Consider the following 21989-nt stretch of genomic DNA (forward strand, 5'->3'; position numbering starts at 1 on the left):
CTGCCCGAGCGGCTTAACTTCGCCAGTCGTTTGTTTGCAATTGTCGTGTGAGTGAATACCTATGGTTTGTCTGGTAAGCAATCCAGAAAAGCCATACAGATCTGACCATGTTCCCTATCCCACTGCTTTTTCCTGCTCCTTCCGCTGCTCTTTACTCATGTTTCTTTCCTGTAGGGGTTTTACGAGCCATCACTAACCCCCATAAAGGAGAAAATATACCCCTTTGAGAGGAGACCCTCATGCTGGATGTACACGCCTGGACCTGGCGCCACGGCAGCGAGCCTACGGATCTGGTACTGGAAACTCATGCCATTAGCGAGGATCTGGCACCCGATGAAATCCTGATCGCCAACAAGGTCATCGGCATCAACCCAGTCGACTGGAAATTCATTGCGCAGGCCGAAAAGGTCTGGAAGCCGGGCCATATTCCAGGCGTGGACGGTATGGGCGTCGTAATCGCGGCCGGTAGCGACGTACACCTGCGTGTCGGAACGCGGGTCGCCTATCACCAGAACCTCTACCACGCCGGCAGCTATGCCACGCATATCAAGATCGCCGCCCACATGGTGATGCCGGTGCCGGACGGCCTTAGTGACACTGCTGCCGCCGCCTTCCCCTGCCCTACCCTGACCGCCTGGCAGTCGGTCATGAAGGTACCGGATGCAACCAACAAGGATGTACTCGTGACCGGCGCCGGGGGCTCGGTCGGATCGTTGGTGGCACAACTGGCGTTGCAAAAAGGCTGGCGCGTCTGGGTAACCGCAGGGGAGCAGCACCGCGAAAAGCTGCTGTCACGTGGCGTGACCGAGGTCGTGGATTACCACCAGGAAAACTGGCGGGATCTGTTACTCGAAAAGCTGCAAGGCCGTAAATTCTACGCCGCCTTTGACACAATCTCCGGCCAGCATGCCGCCTCGCTGGCCGGTCTTCTGGGCCTTAATGGCCATCTGGTGTGCATCCAGGACCGGATCGAGCAGCCGCCCTTGCCTGCCTTCACAACGGCGATCTCTTATCATGAGGAGGCCCTCGCCTCGATCCACCAGCATGGCAACGTCCTGGACTGGATGGAGCTGACCACCGCCGGAGCCGAGCTGATGGATCAGATCAAGAACAATCGATTGGCCATGCCTACTCTTGAGGTTGTTCCCTTCGAACAGCTGCCCAACGCGTTAAAGGATCTGAAAGCTGCCGTGCGGACACGCAAATATGTCGTCCAGGTGGAATGATCCGGCAGTATCAGACAAGTCGCCAACGCATTAAAAAGGGCTCCTGAGAGCCCTTTTTTTCATGCCGCAGGTACCAGCTCTTCCTGTACCTCACCCCGCTTGATCACAGCGTACACCACACCGGTCAAGATACTGCCCGCCGCAATGGCCGCCAGGTATAGCCAGGCGTGATTAATGGCGTTGGGAATCAGGAGTACGAAAAGACCGCCATGGGGCGCCATCAACTTGCAGTTGAACAGCATAACGAGCGCACCGGTCAATGCGCCGCCCGCGATGCTCGCGGGTATTACACGCAGCGGGTCTTTCGCTGCAAAGGGGATTGCCCCTTCGGAAATGAAGCACAACCCCAGGACAAAGGCCGCCTTGCCCGCTTCACGCTCGCTCTGGGCAAACTTGCGGCGCACCAGAATGGTAGCAAGTCCCATACCGATCGCAGGCACCATACCGGCCGCCATCGTAGCCGCCATCGGACCATAGGTCTTGGATGCCAATAACCCTACGGTAAAGGCATACGCCGCCTTGTTGATCGGCCCACCCAGATCCACACACATCATGGCACCCAGAATGACACCCAGCAGAACGGCATTAGACGTCCCCATGTTTTCCAGAAAGCCTGTTAACGCGGTCAATGCCTGGGCAACCGGCGTTCCCACAACATAGATCATCACAAGGCCGGTAATCAGGCTCGCCAATAGCGGAATGATCAGAATAGGCTTGAGGGCCTCCACGCTGGCCGGCAGCTTCACCCAGCGAGCGATCGCCTTCGCCACATAACCGGCCAGAAAGCCCGCCACGATACCGCCGATAAAGCCCGCGCCCAGATTACTGGCCAGCAATCCGCCGATCATTCCCGGCGCAAGGCCCGGCCGGTCAGCAATGGAGTACGCAATGTAACCGGCCAGCACCGGCACCATGAGCTTGAACGCAGCTTCGCCACCGATCTGCATCAATGCAGCCGCCAGCGTGCCCTGCTCCTTGAACGCCTCGATCCCAAAGACAAACGACAGGGCAATCAACAGGCCTCCGGCGACTACCATAGGCAGCATGTAGGACACGCCCGTCAGCAGGTGCTTGTAGACTCCGGTCTTTTCCTTTTTCGCACTGGCCTTGGCTTGTCCGGAAGACAAAGCAGCCGCTGCGCCCCCCAGGATCTCACCCTCAGCTAATGCACGCTTGAGCGTAGCTTCAGGCTGCTTGAGGGCAACACCAGTGCCGCAGCGAAACACCTTCTTGCCCGCGAAGCGATCCGTATTGACCTCAATGTCAGTTGCCAGCAGAACCGCATCGGCCTCCGCGATCGCCTCGGCACTGAGAGGGTTGCGTGCGCCCACTGACCCCTGGGTTTCCAGATCCAGCTTATAGCCCAGCTTCTTGGCGGTCTGAATCAAGGCCTCAGCCGCCATGAACGTATGCGCAACGCCGGTTGGGCAGGCCGTGATCGCCACCAGACGGGGCTGCTTGGCGGGTGCAGCGGCTGCGCTGACCGCTTCAGGCTCGGCGCTGGCTTCGTACACCTTGGCCTCACGCTCGGCACGCTGCAAAAAGGCATCGACGTCCCGCAGGGCTTCCGCCGGTGTTGCACGGTAAACGCGCTTGCCCGCGAAGCGGCGAAGGTCTACCGCACCGGTATGCACAACGACAACCAATTCGGACCGAGCGATCTGATCATCCGTCAGCAGCGTGGCTTCAGGGCCGTCGTGGATTTCAACACTGGTCTGCCAGCCACGGCGCTGTGCGGCAGCATCCAGCAATCGTGCACTGAGCACACTGGTAACCATGCCCGTCGGGCAGGTCGTAACGATTGCGATATTCATGAGTTATCCCTGCTTATTGTTCTGTCATGACGTGAACACTGACGCCGTTCGCCAACTCTGCCAAACGGGCAGGATCATCAATGCCAAAGCCGATTTGAGTCACGGCCATGGCAGCAATGGCTGTGGCATTGCGTAACGCGTCCCGCGGCTCAAGTCCGGTGAGCAAACCGTGCGCCATACCGGCCAGAAGCGAGTCGCCGGCCCCTACGGTGCTGGCCACCTGCACCCTGGGCGGAACGGCCTGCAGTACGCGACCTGGCGCAAACCACCGAACACCCTCGCTGCCCTGAGAGATCACTATGTGCTCAACACCCTGAGCGGCCAGCTGAGCGGCCAGCTGAGCCTGCTGCTCGGCAGTATCGGCAGGTGCCGAGCAGGCGTCGGACAGCTCCTCGGTATTGGGCTTGACCAGCCACGGCCCAGCCTTGAGCCCGGCACGCAGCGCGGCGCCACTGGTGTCCAGTGCCACCCGCAAGCCTAGGGCTTTCAGCCGCTGAACCAGCTCGGCAAGCCAGTCGGCACCGATGCCGCGTGGCAGACTGCCGGCGACAACGGCCAGATCGTGTCCCGGTGCTACGTCGTCCAGGGTCCGCAGCAACTGAGCCTGAGCAGTCTCGGTAACATGCGGCCCCGGCCCGTTGATATCCGTAATGCGGCCTGAGGTTTCGGCCAGCTTGATATTACTGCGGGTCTCGCCCTCCACCCGCACAAAGGCATCCTTGAAGCCACGCTCGGCAAACAAGGCTTCGAATGGCTTGGCGTTATCAGCGCCCAGAAAGCCGGTTACGGTCAGCGAATGCCCCAAGTCTGCCAGGACCTGAGCCACATTCAGTCCCTTGCCAGCCGCATGCATGACAACCGCTTCACTACGGTTTACTTCTCCCGGATGCAGCTCGGGCAGTCGCACAGTTAGATCCAGCGCGGGGTTCAAGGTAACGGTCAAAACACGGCTCATTGCATGGCCTCCACGCTGGCGCGCACTTCATCTGCTGTCGCCAGCGTCAGTGCTCGCTGGGCACAGGCTTGTGCAGCCACGAAATCCAGTTCACGCACCCACGCCTTGACCAGCGGAATGCTGCGCGCTGAAACGCTGAGTTCATCCACACCCAGCCCCATCAAAAGCGGAACCGCCAGCGGATCGGCGGCCAACTCTCCGCATACGCCTACCCACTTGCCATGTGCATGGGCGGCCTGGACCGTCATATCAATCAGGCGCAGCACGCTGGGATGCAAACCATCAGCCTCGCCGGACAATAAAGGATGACCACGGTCGATCGCCAAGGCGTATTGGGTCAGGTCATTCGTTCCGACGCTGAAGAAATCCACTTCCTGCGCCAGCACCGGTGCCAACAGGGCTGCCGAAGGTACTTCGATCATGATGCCTACCTGCAGATTGATCGCCGGAATCTCCTGCCGCAGACGATTGAGGATGTCTCGCGCCTGACGCCACTCCTCAACCCGTCCCACCATCGGAAACATGATTCTGAGCGGACGCCCCTCGGCCGCACGAAGCAAGGCGCGCAGCTGGGTTTCCAGCACCTCCGGGCAACGTAGGGTCAGGCGTATACCGCGAATACCCAGGAACGGGTTCTCTTCGGCTGGAATTGGCATATAAGGCAACGGCTTGTCACCTCCCACATCCAGCGTACGTACCACCAGCGGTCGTCCATCCAACGCATCCAGTACGCGTCGGTAATCCTTCTCCTGCGCCTGCTCGTCAGGTGCCGAATCATGGCTCATGAATACCAGCTCGGTACGCAGCAAGCCAACTGCCTCTGCGCCCTGTTCGACTACCGACGGGGCATCCGCAGTGTTGCCCAGGTTCGCAGCCACCTCAATACGGTGCCCGTCGCGGGTGACCGCAGGCTCAAACCGCTTGGCTTCGGCCTCCTGTCGACGATGCTCCCGCACCTCGCGCTCTATACGAACCTGCTCGATGCGTGCGGCATCCGGCCCGATCTCGACAAGGCCATGATCGCCATCCAGCAGTAGAATGGTCTGAGGTGCAAGGTTCAGTACACGCGGGCCAGCGCCTACAATCGCAGGAATACCCAAGGCGCGGGAAACAATGGCGCTGTGAGAGCTGGCACCCCCACGTGCCGTCAGGATACCGGCGACCCTGTCACGGTCCAGACGCGCCACGTCACCAGGCCCGACCTCATCCATGACCAGCACATAGGGCTCGCTTGGCTCACTGGCAGACCCAACCCCACACAGATGCCCCAGAACACGGCGGCCTACATCACGCAGATCAGCCGCACGCTCGGCCAGGAGCGCATCCTTCAATGACTCCTGCTGAGCGGCCGCCTCCTCGATCTGTGCGTTCCAGGCCGCTGCGGCGCTGGCATTGCGCTTGAGGCGCATCTGTACGCCCTCACGCAGATCCGGATCATCAAGCATCTCCAGATGGGTCAGAAAGATGTCGCGAATGGCGCCGGCCTCGCTACGGCTGATCAGGGCATCGATTTCCGTTCTGACTGCCGCCAGTGCCGCTTCGAGGCGCTCGGTTTCAGCGGCGATCCCCTCACCCTCGGCGGGAAAGTCAAAATGCTGCTGAGCCACGACATAGGCTGGCCCAACGGCTAGGCCCGGTGCCGCAGCAATGGCCTTGAAGGTATCGCCTGAGGCTAGCGGCGCCGTGTCCTCTGCTCGCGCCAGAATATTGGTTTCAACCGGCACGGCCGCGTGCGTCGGTTGAGTATTGGCGCTAATGGGCTCAACCTCTTCACCCAACCCGGCCTCGACCGCCGCGACAAGATCCCCTAGCAGCGCTTCGGCATCGGTTCCCGGCTCGGCCAGAAACTCCAGCACCTGACCACGGCGCGCACCCAACGCCAGCAGGCGAGACAAGCTCTTGGCCGAAACGGCCGTTCCGCCATCCACCCTGACCCGAACCTCACCGGTTGAAGCCTTCGCCACACGCGCCAGCTCCTTGGCCGGACGCGCATGCAGGCCATGAGCGTTAGCCAGCACCACACTCGCACTGGGCCAGTCCGGTGCTACCTCACCGCCCAGCGCTTCGAGCACCGCCCGGCTGGAAGTTGCCTGGCTAAGCTCCTGGGCACGGCCAGCGATCAGCAAGTCACACAGGCGCTCCAGCAAATCACGGTGAGCCTCGCCAAGGCTGGCCAGACAGAACAAGCCCTTGACTGGCTGCCCTTCAAGCGTCACCGGCGCTGCGGGTGTCACAAACGCAAGACCAGGACGGCTTACGGCATGGTCGCTGTGCAGCCACCAGAGCCCTTCACCTAGTGGCAGAGGGACGCCCGTCTGTAGCGCGCCGGCAAAGCCGGGCTCAACGCACTGCGTCCTCTTAAGAAGACGAGCCCCTTCCCACGCCAGGTCTTCAAGATCGTCGGCCTCCACGTGCAGACGCACCAGCTGGTCATCCAGCTCAAGCTCTTGCGGGGCGCCATGCAGCAACTGAACAATCGCCTCGGCGCTTTCGGCACGGCGAATCGCCTCGTCCAGCGACTTTTCACCCAGTGCACGCGTTAATAACTGGAGAATTCGAAGGTGTTCATCAGATTTGGCGGCAATTGCAATGGCCAGATAAGCGGTCTGCCCTTCCCCCCAACTTACACCATCGGGGAATTGCATGATTCGTACGCCCGTTGTAAACACATGGTCACGGGTCTGAGGAGTACCATGGGGAATGGCAATACCCTGTCCAAGGTAGGTAGAACCCTGGGCTTCGCGAGCACGCAATCCATCGATATAGCCGGGAGCCACAAGCCCATCCGCGACAAGGGCCTCACCCAGTAGGGCAAGCGCGCTATCCTTGTCAGCGGCCTGTTGTCCCATGCGAATATGCTGCGCATCGAGTTCGAACATTCAAATCCTCCATGGCACTACGAGCGACCGAAGAGCACCGTGCCTTTCTTGTAATGATTGTTTTAGCCTAATCGCATGTTGAATCATCGACATCGGGCGATACAGACATAACAGCGATAAGACACTATTGTGCTGAAACGTTTCACCAAAACAGAGTGGCACGTTACTCGATAATCGTTGATCCTTGAAGCACTACACACAATAAAGGCCAGCCCATTGCGTTAGATACCGGACCGTCTGTTTTCGAAAATGGATTATCGTCAATGAAAGGCAAGGTATTGCGGTCATATAAGCAAGAAAGGCGTTCCAGACCGCACGGCCACAAGAGGAATCGTTTTGAAGCTCAGTGATATAGCTCGACTGGCAGGCGTCTCCGTGACCACGGCCAGCTACGTCATCAACGGAAAAGCCGACCAGCGGCGCATCAGTCCAGCCACCGTCACGCGCGTACAGCAAGTGGTCGAACAATACGGCTACCAGCCAGACCAGCGCGCCGCCGGCTTGCGTCGCGGCCAGACCCTGACGCTTGGGTTCATCTTGCCTGACCTGGAAAACCCCAGCTATGCACGGCTGGCCAAGCAGCTGGAAATCAGAGCCCGGCTGCGGGGCTATCAATTGCTCATTGCCTGTACCGACGATGAGCCCGATACCGAACGGCAATTGCTCTCGCTGTTTCGCGCACGCCGCTGCGATGGCCTTATCACCGCCAGCTGTCTGGCCGATGACGATACGCCCTATCGCCGCCTGCAGGCAGAAGGACTGCCTGTGGTAGCCGTTGACCGTCAGCTCGATCCCAGTCAGTTCAGCTCTGTCGTCAGTGACGACCGGACCGCCAGCTCCCTTCTGACGAAGACCCTGTTGGATACGCCGCCTCGAGAAATCGCCCTGATCGCGGCCCGTCCGGACCTCGTCATCAGCCGTGAGCGCGCCGCGGGTTTCGAATCGGCCCTGCAGGACTTCAACGGCAAGAAGCTGATTCGCTATGGCGAGCAGTTCAGCCGTACCTGTGGACGCGACCTGATGCTGGACCTGATGAGCGAGCTGGGCCATATGCCTGATGCGATTATCACGACGGCATACGTGCTGCTGGAAGGCGTTTTCGATGTTTTCCAACAGCAGGCTGAAGGCTGGCCTTCCCATCTGCGTCTCGCCACCTTTGGCGACGCCCAGCTGCTCGACTTCGTTCCCATCAAGGTCAACGGACTCTATCAGCAGCACGAACTCATTGCAGAGCAGGCCCTGAACCTCATGCTGGATGCCATCGAATCCCACCATTACGAGCCCGGTGTTCATGCCATCCCCCGACAGCTCAAGACTCGTCACAAGGACTAGCCGGCCCCTACCATGTTGATCGATACCCATAACCACCTGGACTTTCCCGGGTTCGACGATGATCGGGAGGCACTCCTGCACCAGTGCGCATCGCTAGGCGTACGGCGTCAGGTGCTGATTGGTGTCGAAGAATCCCTATGGTCGCAGTTATGGTCTACCGCGCTGGCCCATGAGCCGCTCTACGCGGCCCTGGCCCTGCATCCCTGCTATCTGGACGTGCACAAGGAGAGCGACATCGACACGCTCAGGGCATGGCTGGATCAATGGGCTGGTCATCCCAAGCTTTGCGCATTGGGTGAATTCGGACTGGACTACTATATCGAGCAGCCCGACAAGGCACGCCAGCAGACGCTTTTCGAATCACACCTCGAATTGGCTATCGAATACGAGCTGCCGAGCCTGCTGCACGTCAGAAAAGCCCATGCCGATGTCATCGCCACGCTAAAACGCTACAAGCCGCCCAGAGCGGGCGTTGTCCACGCTTTTGCGGGCAGCTACGAAGAAGCGCGGGAGTATCTGAAACTAGGATTCAAGCTGGGCTTGGGCGGCGCGCCGACATGGCCGCAAGCCAATCGACTGAGAAAGGTCGTGCCGCGGCTGCCGCTGGACGGCATCGTTCTGGAAACCGACGCCCCTGACATGGCCCCTGCCATGTACCCAGGCATTCGCAACAGCCCTACCCACTTGCCTGACATCTGCGCGGCACTGGCCGAGCTGTTCGGCGTGACCTCCGAAGCACTTGCCCAGGCCAGTACAACCAATGCGTGTGCCGTCTTTGGGTGGGCCCCTGACGCGCTTTAGAAGACTAGCGTCCCACCACCGTCCAGAGCGCCAACAAGACGTACCAGAGCACAGCAGCTCTGACGAGCAACTGCCACAACGTATCAAGACTGTGAACACCCGCCTCGGCATCCAGAGCCACAGGCAAATCAGCCGCAGCGCGACCTGCATCAGCCAGCAGCTTGGGAGTGGGAATATCCCAGTTCAACCACTCGGATAGCGTCGCACGGCTGGCGCAGAGAAAATCACCGACCAACGCAAAGCTGGCAGTGAGCAAGCGTGCAGGGAGCCAATCAAAGGCATGGCACAGCTGTTCTGCATGGGCGCGCAAGGCAGGGCTACGCGCATGGGCAGCCGTCAGCGCAACCAGCCGATAAGCCAACGCCATGAGCGGTCCCAGCACAACGTACCAGAAAATCACGGCAAAGAAGCCCTCGTGGCCTCGCCATAGCAGCTGCTCTTGCACACGCGCCAAGAGCCCATCCGGCGTTTCCGCTTGAAGACCCAGGTCCTGCTCTGCACGTAAGGCTGCGGCCTCCAGATCATCCCGCCGCCAGGAATCCCTGAAACCTGCCAATGCCTGCCTGGGGTCATGCCGGCCCAGGCTATATAACAGCACGAGCACATGCACTGGCAACAGCAGCCAGCCATAGGCAACCGGCTTTAATACTGCCAGCCCCAGAGCCAATATCAGCAGGGGAATACCTATCACAACGATCAGCGCGATTGAGCTATGACGCCCTACATGCAGCTCCACCTCAGCCAACAGCGCGCGCCACAAGCCATCACGCTGCAGCCGCAACCGCCAGCGGGTTGTCCATACAACGCCCAATACAAGCAATAAGCTCAGAAAGGTCATTTACCCTCCCCTGTCAAAGATGCCCGATACCGGTGCCAATCAAAGGCAGGCCCAGGATCGGTCTTGCGGTCTGGTGCAATATCACTATGCCCGCAAATACGGTCAGATGTTATGGCTGGGTAATGCCGAAGCACATCGCGCGTCAGTTGCTCAAGCACATGGTATTGCGCCTGCGTATAAGGCTCGGTATCGGTACCTTCCAGCTCAATTCCTATCGAAAAATTATTACAACCTTCCCTGCCCGCAAAACAGGAGACGCCAGCGTGCCAGGCACGATCGTCACAGGACACAAACTGCGTCACAGCGCCTGTACGTTCAATCAGAAAATGGGCTGACACCCTTAACGAGGCTATTTCCTGAAAAAAGGGATGTTCACTGCAGTCCAGCGTGTTTTGAAAGAAAGGCTGGACCTTTCCCGTCCCAAACTGGCCGGGCGGCAAACTGATGTTGTGGATAACCAGCAGCGAGACCTGCTCTCCCACGGGACGCTCATTGTAGTTGGGTGATGGGCAACGCTGGGCGTGAGCCCACCATCCCGCCTGAAAATCTGGGGACATAAGAACTCCTGTGAGCGCTTAATGTAAACCAGAGCGGCAGAAGGACCAAGAACACCGATCCGAGTGGCCCCATGATCGGTGTTTTGGGTAAGCGGAAGGGGATCAGGTGCGTTTGAGCGTGCGAAGATTTCCGATGACGGATTCCAGCGCTCGATCAAACAACAGGGCATCGTCCAGAATACGCAGCTTTCCATGACTCAAGTCGACAGCCAGGCTTTCACGTGACTTTTCCATCACCTTCATGCCTGCGCGATTTACAAAAATATAACGTCCAGCAGACTTGATAACCGCTGCCAGCTTGCAGCGGACCTTGTGATCATCGGCTTCGGTCAGCTCAATCCAGCTACCCACATGGATAGCGTCAATCGTTCTGAGCGACTCCTCATCCGGCTTGATCGCCGTCTCGGCAGGCTTGGCCTGAACCGGCTGAAGCACAATCTCATCAGCCACCTCAACCATCGCTGCCAGTGGCTCATGGGCTACCGCCGCTGCACCGTGCTCGACACGCTTGGCCTGCTGGAATGTCTGTACATGCAGGGCTTCAAGCTGGGTGAAAAACTCACTGGTAGAGAATGGATCGAAGGCCGCGCTGGCAAGCCCTTCACGCAAGGCCTTGAGCAGCCCCGGCACCATACCCAGCAACTTCTGCCGCGAGCCCGCATCTTCATGCGGCTCAACACTCCAGATCAGATCATCCATCGTCTGCAGCGCGGCGAGCCATTCAGCGGAGCCATAGCCCTGCTTGAGACACGTCAACAGGAGCACCTGACTCCATGCTTCACGAATCACCCGAACCACTACTTCCGGCAGCGTACGCCCAACCAAACGCTCATTCAGCGCGGCCTCTACCTGCTGGCGAGCTTGCTCAGCCCGCGCACGCCCCTCTTCCGCATCCCGTGTGCGCTGCTCAAGCAACTCACTCCGGCGACGCTCATCACTCATATAGGCCAGGAAGTCATTCAGCAGCTCGCTGAAGATATCCGGGTCATCCACAAAATCACTGAGCAGCCGCTGAACGATCTGCTCGATCTTCAGATAAAGCCCATCGCGCTGTAGCTCATTCTGTTCTTCCCAACCGAGCGAAGCCGCCGCAATCTCATTCAAGAGCTTACGGGCCGGATGATTGGGTCGGCTGAAAAAGGCCTTATCCAGCACCGCCACCTTGAGCATGGGAATCTGCAAGCGGGCAATCAGCGCCTTTAGGGAATCAGGCAGCGTCAGGTCATCAAGAATGAACTCAAACAGCATGGACACCAGATTGATAACATCATCATCAACCTGCCCCACTACCCGCTTTCGACCGCTACGCGCACTGATACGCCCCAGCGCGTCATCCAGCATCCCGCGCAAGTCGTAACTGTTCTCGACATGCGAAGGCACATGCTGCTGCAAGTGCGACAACAGCCGCATCAGGTCGTAACTGGTAATAGGATGAAGCTCAGCTGTGCCTGCTGACTCACCGCCAGATAGGCCCATTGAGCCGCCGCCACTGCGACGTACCTGCGCAAGCAGCCCCTGCAGCGCGCTGAATACTTCCTGATCCTGTTCGCTGTCCGGCGTGGTGGATGCCGTGCGGCCGGTATAACCCGATGCACTGCGGCCTGTATTACGCGGCGGCGCCAGTTTGAGATGGGGGAGAATCCCTGCATCGATCAATTGCTGATTCGCCTCGGCATACACACGGTCCAAACCGTTCAGCACAAAGCGCTCGAACAGTTTGAGAATGATCAGCTTGACCTTGATCTCAACACCCAAACCACGGCACGCATCCAGAAACGCTTCGCACAAAGGGCGAGGCGCCAACGGGTTGGAGTTTTCATCCAGCGTTCGGCTTAACTGGGTGTTGAAACGAATACTTAGATGGCCCAAGGCCAGCGCATTACGGGTGACAGCTTTGGTCACCATTGTATCGAGTGCGACAGACTCTTCGAGCTGATCATTCTGGACCAGGCTCAGATCCTCGAACGAAATGGCGTCGAGCTGCGCAGTATTTTTTGCCGTGTCTGCCTGATTCAGACCCGCGAAACGCTCAAAGTAGCGTTGCAAGAAATTACGCTCGATCGTCTTGCGCTTCAGGCGCAAGTCACGCATCGCTTCGAAGAACAGATTCTGCTCGTTGTTGCTGGTGGCGCGGTCAGCCATCTCGAACAACGCATCGTCCGCGTTATCGAACAATTGCTGGAGCGCTGCATTGAGCCGCTGGGCAGCTTTGTCGCGTACCGGAACGAGGGCAGCAGGAATCCGCAACGCCGCATCACTGAGCGTTTTGAAATGAACCACATTAGCGTCGTTCTGCATTGCCCGCCTCCTGCAGCGTACCGTTATGACCAGCCTGCCTGCATACCACGTTACGAGCCTTGAACAACGTTGATCCCATAGCGTTGATAAGTGAACGTTGCGTTGATCATCATTACAGAGTAGCTGTACCAGCTAACCGAGATCACCGCATAGGTATGACCTTGATCATGTTTATGGTTGAGCTACGGCGACTCCCATCTCTAGTGAGGGAATCTGAACAGCGTTCATCCATAAAGTTGCCTTTACCCGCTAATCGTACCCTGAGAAGCGTGAGCTAACCATCAAGATTTCGACCAATCACCAGCCAAACGCTGATTGGTCTGGAGACTTCACAGAAATGCATTAAGAAGAAGCTTGTCGGTAGCGCTACGCCTACTTTAGGCAAAGCTGGCTAGGATATTGCTAAGAAACCTTTTGGCCTGTTTTTTAAGAGCTAGGCTGACAAGAGCAGTTATGCCAGGCCAGTGCCTTTTCTAGAAAGAGCGCTGCCTTTATATTCCCTTAAGCAAGTATCTGGCCTGAAAAGCTCCTTAAAGACACAAGCGAAGCTCACCAAAGCTTTTCAGGCAATTACAAATACCCATATCTAAAACTTAGTTCATTAGAGTTAAGTAGCTTGCTTTAATACAAGACCTCTATATTTCCAACTAAAACAAAAAGCCCAGCTAATTAGCTGGGCTTTAAGTATGGTGCCGGAGATAGGAGTCGAACCTACGACCTTCGCATTACGAATGCGCTGCTCTACCAACTGAGCTACACCGGCTACAGACTCGAATAATACATACAAGCAAGCATACTTGGCAAAACTTCCAGCGATAACGTTTTAAAGATGCCTCTCATTAACGTTAAAACTACAAAAGCAGCCTATAAGTTTGCAAAATAATCAATATTACTCTGGATCTGCAGCTGCATCTGCATCTGCATCTGCAACCGCATTACGGCATTCAGAAGGAACGTATTTAAACTTTTCGTTAGCAGTGGTACATTTCCAAGTGATCACGCCTGTAGTACTCATTGTAGGAGTCAGAGCTATAGTTGCCTCGCCTGCTCTTGCTGTCGTTGCAACAGTAACAACACCTGTTGTATCAGTGCATTTAATGCTTTTTACGTTATCTGTTGCAGTTGTATTGTCGGTAAAGCCAAGGCACATTCCTGCCTCAATTTTATTGTGATTAGAAATATTCTCTGTAACTGTCGTCTTTACAGCAGAAGCTGCAACCATAGCTTCAGATACACGGGCACGGACCGTGTAGTCTTGATATGCAGGAAGAGCGACGGCAGCCAAGATACCAATGATCGCTACCACAATCATCAATTCAATTAGGGTAAAACCTTTTTGAGCGTTCATGCTTGTCTCCATTAGAAGAAGTAGGCTCAACATGCCTGATTCTCCTTAAGCATTCAGCGTGCCAACCGCTTAGGTCACAGTATTTGTGTGAAGTAGATTCCTTGCCGCTTCGCCTGCATGACAAGTACTGACAATAATTGTCATGCAAAAGGCCGTATTTGATAGGACTGTCTACGGCTGCTATAAGGCAGGCATCGCTTATCCTTATCGGCCAGTCTTATGAATGATTTAGCGCCCCTCTCTGGTCTTGCCCGTCAGCTTGTTTTGGCGGAGCTGCTAGATGAAAAAACGGCTCAAAGCGCGGTTGCGCAGAGCAAGATCAGTAAAGTCCCGCTGGTGACGCACCTAGTCCAAAACCGCCTCGTTAAGAGCCGTGCGATTGCGGAGCTGTCTGCTGAACAATTTGGTTTGGCGTTTTTAGACCTGAGCGCGGTTGATAAGGAGTCCCTGCCCAAGGAGGTCGTGAGTGAAAAGCTGATGCAGCAGCATCACTTCCTGCCGCTTGCCAAGCGCGGCAATAAGCTCTTTATTGGTATATCCGACCCGACCAACCAGCAAGCGATCAATGACATACAGTTCAGCACAGGGCTGACTGCCGAACCCATACTGGTTGAGGATGACAAACTTCATAACGCCATTGATCAGTACCTGGATAATGGCACAGGCGGGCTGGATCTTGGCGATATCGACCTCGATATCGAGATCAATACAGAAGAAGAGAAAAAGTCTGAAGTAGACACTGACGATGCCCCAGTTGTTCGCTTCGTCAACAAAATGCTGCTCGATGCCATCAAACGCGGCTCTTCTGATTTGCATTTCGAGCCGTACGAAAAGATGTACCGAGTACGCTTTCGTACCGATGGCGTCATGCATGAAATGGCACGTCCGCCCATTCAGCTGGCCCCACGTATTTCGGCCCGCCTTAAGGTTATGGCGAGCATGGACATCTCCGAACGCCGCAAGCCGCAGGATGGTCGGGTAAAGCTCAAGGTTTCCAAAAACAAGTCCATCGATTTCCGTGTGAACACGCTTCCGACCCTTTGGGGCGAGAAGATCGTGATGCGAATTCTCGACCCCTCTAGTGCTCAGATGGGTATTGATGCATTGGGCTATGAAGAGCGCCAGAAAGAGCTATATATGGAAGCACTTAGCCAACCACAGGGCATGATTCTGGTAACCGGCCCTACCGGCTCCGGCAAGACCGTATCGCTATACACGGGCTTGAATATCCTAAATACGGTCGACATCAATATCTCGACGGCAGAAGACCCGGTAGAGATCAACCTGGAGGGTATTAACCAGGTTAACGTCAATCCGCGTCAAGGAATGGACTTTGCCCAGGCGCTTAGGGCGTTTCTCCGTCAAGATCCTGACGTGATCATGGTGGGCGAGATCCGCGACCTTGAAACGGCAGAGATTGCAATCAAGGCTGCACAAACGGGCCACATGGTTATGTCGACGCTGCATACCAACAGCGCGGCAGAAACACTGACGCGCCTGCGGAATATGGGCGTGCCTGCTTTTAACATCGCCACATCAGTCAACCTGATCATTGCTCAACGACTGGCACGCAAGCTGTGCCCTAGATGCAAAAAGCCACATGATGTACCTAGGGAAACCCTGTTGAGTGAAGGCTTCCCTGAAAGCCAGATCGGTAAGTTTACGCTGTACTCACCTGTGGGTTGCGAGGAGTGTAATAACGGCTACCGTGGCCGCGTGGGTATTTATGAAGTTGTAAAGATTACGTCTGCCATGCAGAACTTGATCATGGAAGAAGGCAACTCAATCGAGATTGCTCGCAAGGCGCGTGAGGAAGGCTTTAATGACTTACGGACATCTGGCCTGCTCAAGGCCATGCAAGGCGTAACCAGCCTGGAAGAAGTAAACCGCGTTACCAAGGACTGATTGGCGCGAACTTTGCGTGTCCACTCGATGCCCATGAAGGGCTGGTCAGTCACATGAACAAGAGTGGACGTCGTCAAACAGCATGGCTGCACATTGACAAGACGCACTCCAGCACCTGAAGAGCGGATTGCATGGCCGACAAAGCATTAAAAATGAGCGCTTTTACCTGGGAGGGAACGGACCGTAAAGGCGTCAAGATCAAGGGCGAGATGACCGGGCTGAACCCTGCCCTGGTCAAGGCCCAACTACGCAAACAGGGGATCAACCCCACGCGCGTACGCAAAAAATCAGTCTCGATCTTCAGCCGCGGCAAAAAGATCAAGCCGATGGACATCGCCCTATTCACTCGCCAGCTGGCTACCATGCTGGGGGCAGGTGTTCCTTTGCTGCAATCGTTCGACATTATCAGCGAAGGCTTTGATAATCCGAACATGCGCAAGCTGGTCGACGACATCAAGCAGGACGTGGCGGCGGGTAACAGCCTGTCTAGCTCGTTGCGTAAAAAGCCCCAATACTTCGATGACCTCTACTGCAACCTGGTTGATGCGGGTGAGCAGTCTGGTGCGCTGGAAACGCTGCTGGATCGCGTAGCGACCTACAAAGAAAAAACCGAGCAGCTCAAGAAAAAAATCAAAAAGGCTATGACCTACCCTGCCGCGGTTGTAGTGGTAGCGATTGTGGTTTCAGCCATTCTACTGATTAAGGTTGTACCTCAGTTCCAATCCGTCTTCGAGGGCTTTGGCGCAGAGCTGCCTGCGTTTACGTTAATGGTGATTGGCCTTTCAGAAACCTTGCAGGAATGGTGGTTCATCGTTCTGCTGGCCCTTTTCGCTTTAGGTTTCGGCTTTCAAATGGCGCACAAACGGTCTGAAAAATTCCGCGATGCCGTTGACCGTTTTGTACTCAAAATACCTGTCGTGGGCGCCATTCTTTATAAGTCTGCGATTGCACGCTATGCGCGTACCTTATCCACCACCTTTGCTGCGGGCGTACCGCTGGTAGATGCGCTGGATTCGGTTTCCGGCGCTACGGGTAACGTTGTCTTCCGCAATGCCGTCGACAAGATCAAGCAAGACGTCTCGACCGGTATGCAGCTGAACTTCTCCATGCGTACAACTGCCGTGTTTACCTCTATGGCAGTGCAAATGACGGCCATTGGTGAGGAGTCGGGTGCACTGGACGAAATGCTGGATAAAGTGGCCACTTTCTATGAAGAAGAAGTGGACAACATGGTCGATAGCCTTACCGCTCTGATGGAGCCCATGATCATGGCGGTTCTGGGCGTACTGGTGGGCGGTTTGATCATCGCCATGTATCTTCCTATCTTCCAGTTGGGCTCGGTTGTTTAATGGAGGCTATCGAGCTTTTAGCAACCTACCCCGCCGCGTACTTGGGTTGTGCGCTGGTACTAGGCTTATTGGTTGGCAGCTTTCTCAATGTAGTCGTACACCGGCTTCCTAAAATGCTTGAGCGGGACTGGATAGCCCAGTCTCGCCAAATGCTGGAGCTACCCAGCGAAGGCGAGGCGGAAACCTATAACCTTGCCAAGCCCCACTCCCATTGTCCTCACTGCCAACATCGCATTCGGCCGTGGGAAAACATTCCTGTTATCAGCTATGTCATGCTGCGCGGCAAATGCTCCAGCTGTAAGGCGCCCATTAGTGCTCGCTATCCGCTGGTTGAATTAACATGCGGCCTGCTTTCCCTGTTTGTTGTCTGGCATTTTGGCTTTACCTGGCAGGCAGCCAGCGCCCTGTTACTAACCTGGAGCCTGCTCGCCGCCAGCCTGATTGATGCCGATCATCAGATTCTTCCTGACGTCATCGTTCTTCCGTTGCTATGGGTTGGCCTGCTGGTTAATCAATTTGAGCTCTTCTCTAGCCTTTCCGATGCAGTCTGGGGCGCAGCAGCGGGCTATATGAGCTTGTGGGTGGTCTTCCAGCTTTTCAGGCTGATCACAGGCAAGGAAGGCATGGGCTTTGGTGACTTCAAGCTGCTGGCTATGTTGGGCGCCTGGGGCGGCTGGCAAATCCTGCCGCTTACGATATTGCTGTCCTCTTTTGTGGGCGCGATCCTTGGCATTATTCTGCTTCGTCTCAAGAATGCCGAAAACAGCACACCAATACCGTTTGGGCCTTATCTGGCCATTGCGGGGTGGATTGCTTTGCTTTGGGGTGATCAAATAACAGGCATGTACCTTCACTTTGCCGGTTTTTGATGAGCACCCCTTGGATTCTCGGCCTTACGGGCGGGATTGGTAGCGGTAAAAGCGCCGCTGCCGAACATTTCGGCTCGCTGGGCATTCACACAGTAGATGCTGATCACGCGGCCCGCTGGGTGGTAGAGCCTGGTCAGCCCGCTCTTGAGCAAATTGCTCTGCATTTTGGCGGCGATATTCTGCTCGATAATGGTCGACTGAATCGCTCAGAGCTACGTGCTCGCATATTTGCTATCCCCGAAGAAAGGCGCTGGCTTGAGTCGTTGTTACACCCTTTGATCCGTCAGGAAATCATTCGAGCATTAAACGAAGCCACATCGCCCTATGCCGTTCTGGTTTCCCCTTTGCTTATCGAATCCGGCCAGACGCAGCTTACCCAACGGGTACTCGTCGTAGATGTGCCGGAAGCTTTGCAGCTCGAACGTGCCATGCGGCGCGATCAGGCTGACGAGACACAGATAAAGGCCATCCTTCAGGCGCAAATGAAGCGAGACGAGCGCTTGAAACACGCGGATGATGTCCTCATTAATGACGGGACGCTCGCGCAGCTCCATGAGCATGTCGAACGCCTGCATCACTTTTATCTCACCCTACAAGGAGGCAAGCATGCCTAAGCCACCTTTGACTGTAGATTGCCCTACGTGCGGCGCCCCCGTAGAGTGGAGCGAAGCCAGCCCCAACCGCCCCTTCTGTTCAGACCGCTGCAAACTAATAGACCTGGGCGCCTGGGCAGCAGAGGAGCATGCCATTCCCGGCAACGATCTGGAAGACGATTTGTTTTCAGAAGACATGCCACGCCGGGACCATTGAACCACTGCTCCATGGCGTCCCATACTGACCATTTTCGCCACACTTGGCTTTAAGCCGAAGCGCTCAATAACGTTTCGGCTAGCGCCTCCCTTATTTGGCCTTGGCCTTTAACGCATCTTTCAGCCCTTCGGCAGAATCAAACTCTCGCTGCCCTACGAAACGGCCATGATCCAGCATGAGCCAAAGAACCTTTTCCTTGTCACCAGGGTAACGGGGCGCCACCCGCCCTTCATGATCCAATAGCACGCGGTAGTTATAGTCACGCATGGCAGGAATAGCGAACAACGTCGATATCACCTTGGGCATCTGACTGATATCAGCCAGGAAGGCTACCTTGTTAGCCTCTAGATAGCCCTTGGGCTGATCCTTCAAAGCCGCCTTCACGAGATTTGCACCCGTCATGCTGCGCGCAACCAGCAAAACCTGCAGATCATCGTCCAGCGTATAAGGCTGGTCGTTCTGATCCAACAGCGTCCAGGGTGCAAGGCGCTCTCCTGGCGCCAGTGCCCAGGTCAAGCCGGGCAGTAAAGCAATCAGCAATAGCACAGAGCGCAAGACGCGCATGGAGCCTCCAGTTACTGGTTCAAAGAGTGAAAACTGTATCAGCGAGCAGCGCCAGGGTGACTGGCATTTCGCTGTCATCACTGTAAAAATATTCACGCCAGCCATTTTTCAATATAAGCAGAACATCTGTCGCAGATCCGCAAACCTCCTCTAGAACAAGGGCGTTGTACGCCGCTACCCTACTATCGTAATAGGCCCACCTGATGATACCGCTAAAAGAGCTTTTGGCAGCTGTGCCTCAAACGGGAACCGTACAGTGGATGGGTGTCCGCCCCGCGGCTCGAGCAGAGATGATCATTGTTGATGCAGTTGAGGCTCGCCGCGAGGCTGGCTTGACGGGCGACCATACCCGCCCCAGCCCACGCAATGCACGTCAGGTCACGCTTATCCAGTGGGAACATCTGGCGGTCGTCAGCGCGCTCATCGGACGATCGCTTGAACCTCAGGATTTGCGCCGCAATATAGCAGTCACAGGTATTAACCTTTTCAGCCTTAAAAATCGCCGCTTTCAGATCGGTCAGGCCATTTTCGAAACAACCGGCTGGTGCCAGCCATGCGCTCGCCTGGAAGAGCGCCTAGGACCGGGCACGTTTCAAGCAATGCGTGGCCACGGTGGAATTACTGCCCGCATCTTGAGCGGCGGAATCATTAGAGTCGGCGATACCGTAAGCGTCATCGACGACTAACCCAACGAATTACTTCATACGAGCCGCCTCATCAGCGGCTCGTATCACCGCAGGCACCTTGGCTGCCCGCGCCAAAGAATTCCAACACTATGAGTATGAAACACCATGACACATCGAATCGTAATCGTCGGCGGCGGCGCTGGGGGCTTGGAGCTGGCTACCCGCCTGGGCAGAAAGTTCGGTAAGCGCAACCAGGCACATGTCACGCTGGTCGATGCCAACCTGACCCATATCTGGAAGCCGCTCATGCATGAAATCGCCGCAGGCTCCCTGAATTCTTCAGCCGACGAACTCAATTATGTCGCCCAGGCCAAATGGAATCACTTTGAGTTTCAGCTAGGTCGCCTGACTGGCCTGGACAGAGCAAATAAGCGCATTCGTCTTGCACCTATCACCGACGAGCAAGGCAAGGAAGTTCTTGCTGAGCGAACCATGCCCTATGACACGCTCGTTATTTCCATCGGCAGTAAAACAAATGACTTCGGCACGCCTGGCGCTGCAGAGCACTGCCTGTTTCTGGATACCCGCGCCCAGGCCGAGCGCTTTCATCAGCAGCTGCTCAATCAATATCTGCATGCTCAGGCAAGCAGTGAAACGGCAGCGCCCATTGATATCGCGATTGTTGGCGCTGGCGCCACGGGCGTGGAGCTGGCGGCAGAACTTCGCAATACCGCTCAGCAACTGGTCTCCTACGGCTTGAATCGTATTCGCCCGGAAGACCTTCGCATCACGATTATCGAGGCAGGCCCACGCGTACTACCAGCACTGCCTGAACGCATAGGAGAGCCGGTCGCTCAGCAGCTGCAGAAACTAGGCGTCCGCCTTGTGACAGGCGCAGCCGTAAGCTCTATCACCGAAGATGGTCTAACCACCAAGAGCGGCGAATTCATCCCTGCCAAGCTTAAGGTATGGGCAGCTGGCATTCGTGCACCGGAGTTTCTGGCTAATATGGACGGGCTGGAAAGCAATCGAATCAATCAATTAGTGGTACGTCCTACGCTTCAAACCACGCAGGATGATGACATCTTTGCCTTTGGCGATTGCGCTGCGTGCCCAATGTCTGGGGAGGACAATCGTAATGTCCCGCCCCGGGCACAGGCCGCGCACCAACAGGCCTCTCTGCTGGTGAAATCCATAACGGCCCGCCTGAAGGGCGAAGCGCTGCCTGAATACCATTACAAGGATTATGGCTCACTGATCTCGCTTTCGCGTTATTCAGCCGTGGGCAACCTGATGGGTAATCTGACCGGGAACATCATGCTGGAAGGCTGGCTGGCGCGCATGTTTTACGTGTCACTCTATCGGCTGCACCAGAGAGCGCTTTATGGAAACTTCAGAACGTTGCTGCTGATCATTAGCGATCACCTGGGCCATACACTCAAGCCAAGGCTAAAGCTGCATTAAATGGTAGATGCCCTGTTTGCAAGGTGCAGACAGGGCACAAAACCCTGGACATGACGAATTTGCACAAAGCAAATAGCGCTGCGCCAAACAAACATTTGCTGAAAAGAAGAAGACTTTAAAACGAGACACAGCGAAGAACTCGCTGCTTAGCAGAAATGCTTAGGAGGTTAACGCTTAGATAAGAAAATGGTGGGTCGTGTAGGATTCGAACCTACGACCAATTGGTTAAAAGCCAACTGCTCTACCGACTGAGCTAACGACCCACTTAATGGTCGGGGTAGGGGGATTCGAACTCCCGACATCCTGCTCCCAAAGCAGGCGCGCTACCGGGCTGCGCTATACCCCGACAAGGAA

General features: G+C 56.2%; 18 protein-coding genes and 3 tRNA genes. 10 read left to right on the forward strand and 11 right to left on the reverse strand.

Features of this window, described 5'->3' with window-relative positions:
- Window positions 1-239: 239 nt before the first annotated feature.
- The gene (locus QWJ10_RS02085; protein ID WP_289924028.1) at window positions 240-1226 is read left to right on the forward strand and encodes a zinc-binding dehydrogenase; all 987 of its coding nucleotides are present in this window, start codon (window positions 240-242) and stop codon (window positions 1224-1226) included.
- 59 nt (window positions 1227-1285) lie between these two features.
- On the opposite strand, the gene QWJ10_RS02090 is transcribed toward QWJ10_RS02085, so the two are convergent.
- The 3 genes from QWJ10_RS02090 to ptsP are packed head-to-tail and all read right to left on the reverse strand — an operon-like array spanning window position 1286 to window position 6874.
- Window positions 1286-3040 carry a PTS fructose-like transporter subunit IIB gene (locus QWJ10_RS02090; RefSeq protein WP_289924030.1) on the reverse strand — a complete coding sequence of 585 codons (1755 nt, stop codon included), beginning with the start codon at window positions 3038-3040 and terminating at the stop codon, window positions 1286-1288.
- A 13-nt stretch (window positions 3041-3053) separates the two neighbouring features.
- Window positions 3054-3995, reverse strand: a complete 942-nt coding sequence (gene pfkB, locus QWJ10_RS02095) for a 1-phosphofructokinase (RefSeq protein WP_289924032.1) — start codon at window positions 3993-3995, stop codon at window positions 3054-3056.
- Window positions 3992-6874: a phosphoenolpyruvate--protein phosphotransferase gene (ptsP, locus tag QWJ10_RS02100; RefSeq protein ID WP_289924033.1), complete on the reverse strand. Its 2883-nt coding sequence runs from the start codon at window positions 6872-6874 to the stop codon at window positions 3992-3994. Before ptsP ends, pfkB begins: the two co-directional genes overlap by 4 nt.
- A 336-nt stretch (window positions 6875-7210) precedes the next feature.
- Here ptsP and cra point away from each other — a divergent pair, with 336 nt between their 5' ends.
- Both cra and QWJ10_RS02110 read left to right on the forward strand, forming a co-directional pair.
- Window positions 7211-8206: a catabolite repressor/activator gene (cra, locus tag QWJ10_RS02105; protein WP_125887156.1), complete on the forward strand. Its 996-nt coding sequence runs from the start codon at window positions 7211-7213 to the stop codon at window positions 8204-8206.
- A gap of 12 nt (window positions 8207-8218) precedes the next feature.
- A complete protein-coding gene (locus QWJ10_RS02110; protein ID WP_289924035.1) occupies window positions 8219-9007 on the forward strand; it encodes a TatD family hydrolase in 789 nt (262 codons plus the stop codon).
- Between the two features lie 4 nt (window positions 9008-9011).
- Here the strand turns inward: QWJ10_RS02110 and ampE are convergent, their stop codons facing one another.
- The 5 genes from ampE to QWJ10_RS02135 all read right to left on the reverse strand — a co-directional run bounded on the left by ampE (window position 9012) and on the right by QWJ10_RS02135 (window position 14048).
- Window positions 9012-9845, reverse strand: coding sequence for a regulatory signaling modulator protein AmpE (ampE, locus tag QWJ10_RS02115; protein ID WP_289924037.1), 834 nt, complete (start codon window positions 9843-9845; stop codon window positions 9012-9014).
- Window positions 9842-10402 carry a 1,6-anhydro-N-acetylmuramyl-L-alanine amidase AmpD gene (gene ampD / locus QWJ10_RS02120; protein ID WP_289924040.1) on the reverse strand — a complete coding sequence of 187 codons (561 nt, stop codon included), beginning with the start codon at window positions 10400-10402 and terminating at the stop codon, window positions 9842-9844. Before ampD ends, ampE begins: the two co-directional genes overlap by 4 nt.
- 102 nt (window positions 10403-10504) lie before the next feature.
- Window positions 10505-12700, reverse strand: a complete 2196-nt coding sequence (locus QWJ10_RS02125) for a DUF1631 domain-containing protein (RefSeq protein WP_289924042.1) — start codon at window positions 12698-12700, stop codon at window positions 10505-10507.
- 687 nt (window positions 12701-13387) lie between these two features.
- Window positions 13388-13463 (reverse strand) — tRNA-Thr (locus QWJ10_RS02130).
- Window positions 13464-13589: 126 nt separating this feature from the next.
- Complete coding sequence (locus QWJ10_RS02135) at window positions 13590-14048, reverse strand: pilin (protein ID WP_289924043.1); 459 nt, start codon at window positions 14046-14048, stop codon at window positions 13590-13592.
- A gap of 219 nt (window positions 14049-14267) precedes the next feature.
- On the opposite strand from QWJ10_RS02135, the gene pilB reads away from it, so the two are divergent.
- The 5 genes from pilB (at window position 14268) to yacG (ending at window position 18981) form a co-directional block, all read left to right on the forward strand.
- Window positions 14268-15953, forward strand: a complete 1686-nt coding sequence (gene pilB / locus QWJ10_RS02140; RefSeq protein WP_289924045.1) for a type IV-A pilus assembly ATPase PilB — start codon at window positions 14268-14270, stop codon at window positions 15951-15953.
- 131 nt (window positions 15954-16084) lie between these two features.
- On the forward strand, window positions 16085-17302 hold the full coding sequence (locus QWJ10_RS02145; protein WP_019366303.1) for a type II secretion system F family protein: 1218 nt from the start codon (window positions 16085-16087) through the stop codon (window positions 17300-17302).
- Entirely contained in the window at window positions 17302-18171 is an 870-nt protein-coding gene (locus QWJ10_RS02150; protein WP_289924048.1) for an A24 family peptidase, read from the forward strand. The genes QWJ10_RS02145 and QWJ10_RS02150 overlap by 1 nt, the downstream gene beginning before the upstream one ends.
- Window positions 18171-18785 carry a dephospho-CoA kinase gene (gene coaE / locus QWJ10_RS02155; protein WP_289924050.1) on the forward strand — a complete coding sequence of 205 codons (615 nt, stop codon included), beginning with the start codon at window positions 18171-18173 and terminating at the stop codon, window positions 18783-18785. Before QWJ10_RS02150 ends, coaE begins: the two co-directional genes overlap by 1 nt.
- The gene (yacG, locus tag QWJ10_RS02160; protein WP_010797204.1) at window positions 18778-18981 is read left to right on the forward strand and encodes a DNA gyrase inhibitor YacG; all 204 of its coding nucleotides are present in this window, start codon (window positions 18778-18780) and stop codon (window positions 18979-18981) included. The genes coaE and yacG overlap by 8 nt, the downstream gene beginning before the upstream one ends.
- A gap of 90 nt (window positions 18982-19071) precedes the next feature.
- Here the strand turns inward: yacG and QWJ10_RS02165 are convergent, their stop codons facing one another.
- Window positions 19072-19545 carry an FAD/FMN-containing dehydrogenase gene (locus QWJ10_RS02165; protein WP_139208705.1) on the reverse strand — a complete coding sequence of 158 codons (474 nt, stop codon included), beginning with the start codon at window positions 19543-19545 and terminating at the stop codon, window positions 19072-19074.
- 203 nt (window positions 19546-19748) lie between these two features.
- Here QWJ10_RS02165 and QWJ10_RS02170 point away from each other — a divergent pair, with 203 nt between their 5' ends.
- Both QWJ10_RS02170 and QWJ10_RS02175 read left to right on the forward strand, forming a co-directional pair.
- Window positions 19749-20231: an MOSC domain-containing protein gene (locus tag QWJ10_RS02170; protein ID WP_197872022.1), complete on the forward strand. Its 483-nt coding sequence runs from the start codon at window positions 19749-19751 to the stop codon at window positions 20229-20231.
- Between the two features lie 105 nt (window positions 20232-20336).
- Complete coding sequence (locus QWJ10_RS02175; RefSeq protein WP_289924058.1) at window positions 20337-21635, forward strand: NAD(P)/FAD-dependent oxidoreductase; 1299 nt, start codon at window positions 20337-20339, stop codon at window positions 21633-21635.
- Window positions 21636-21822: 187 nt separating this feature from the next.
- On the opposite strand, the gene QWJ10_RS02180 is transcribed toward QWJ10_RS02175, so the two are convergent.
- Window positions 21823-21898, reverse strand: a tRNA-Lys gene (locus tag QWJ10_RS02180).
- A 6-nt stretch (window positions 21899-21904) separates the two neighbouring features.
- Window positions 21905-21981 (reverse strand) — tRNA-Pro (locus tag QWJ10_RS02185).
- Window positions 21982-21989: the final 8 nt, after the last annotated feature.

Origin of the sequence: Pseudomonas sp. WAC2 (genome assembly GCF_030403525.1) — a bacterium.
Classification (GTDB): Bacteria; Pseudomonadota; Gammaproteobacteria; order Pseudomonadales; family Pseudomonadaceae; genus Chryseomonas; species Chryseomonas luteola.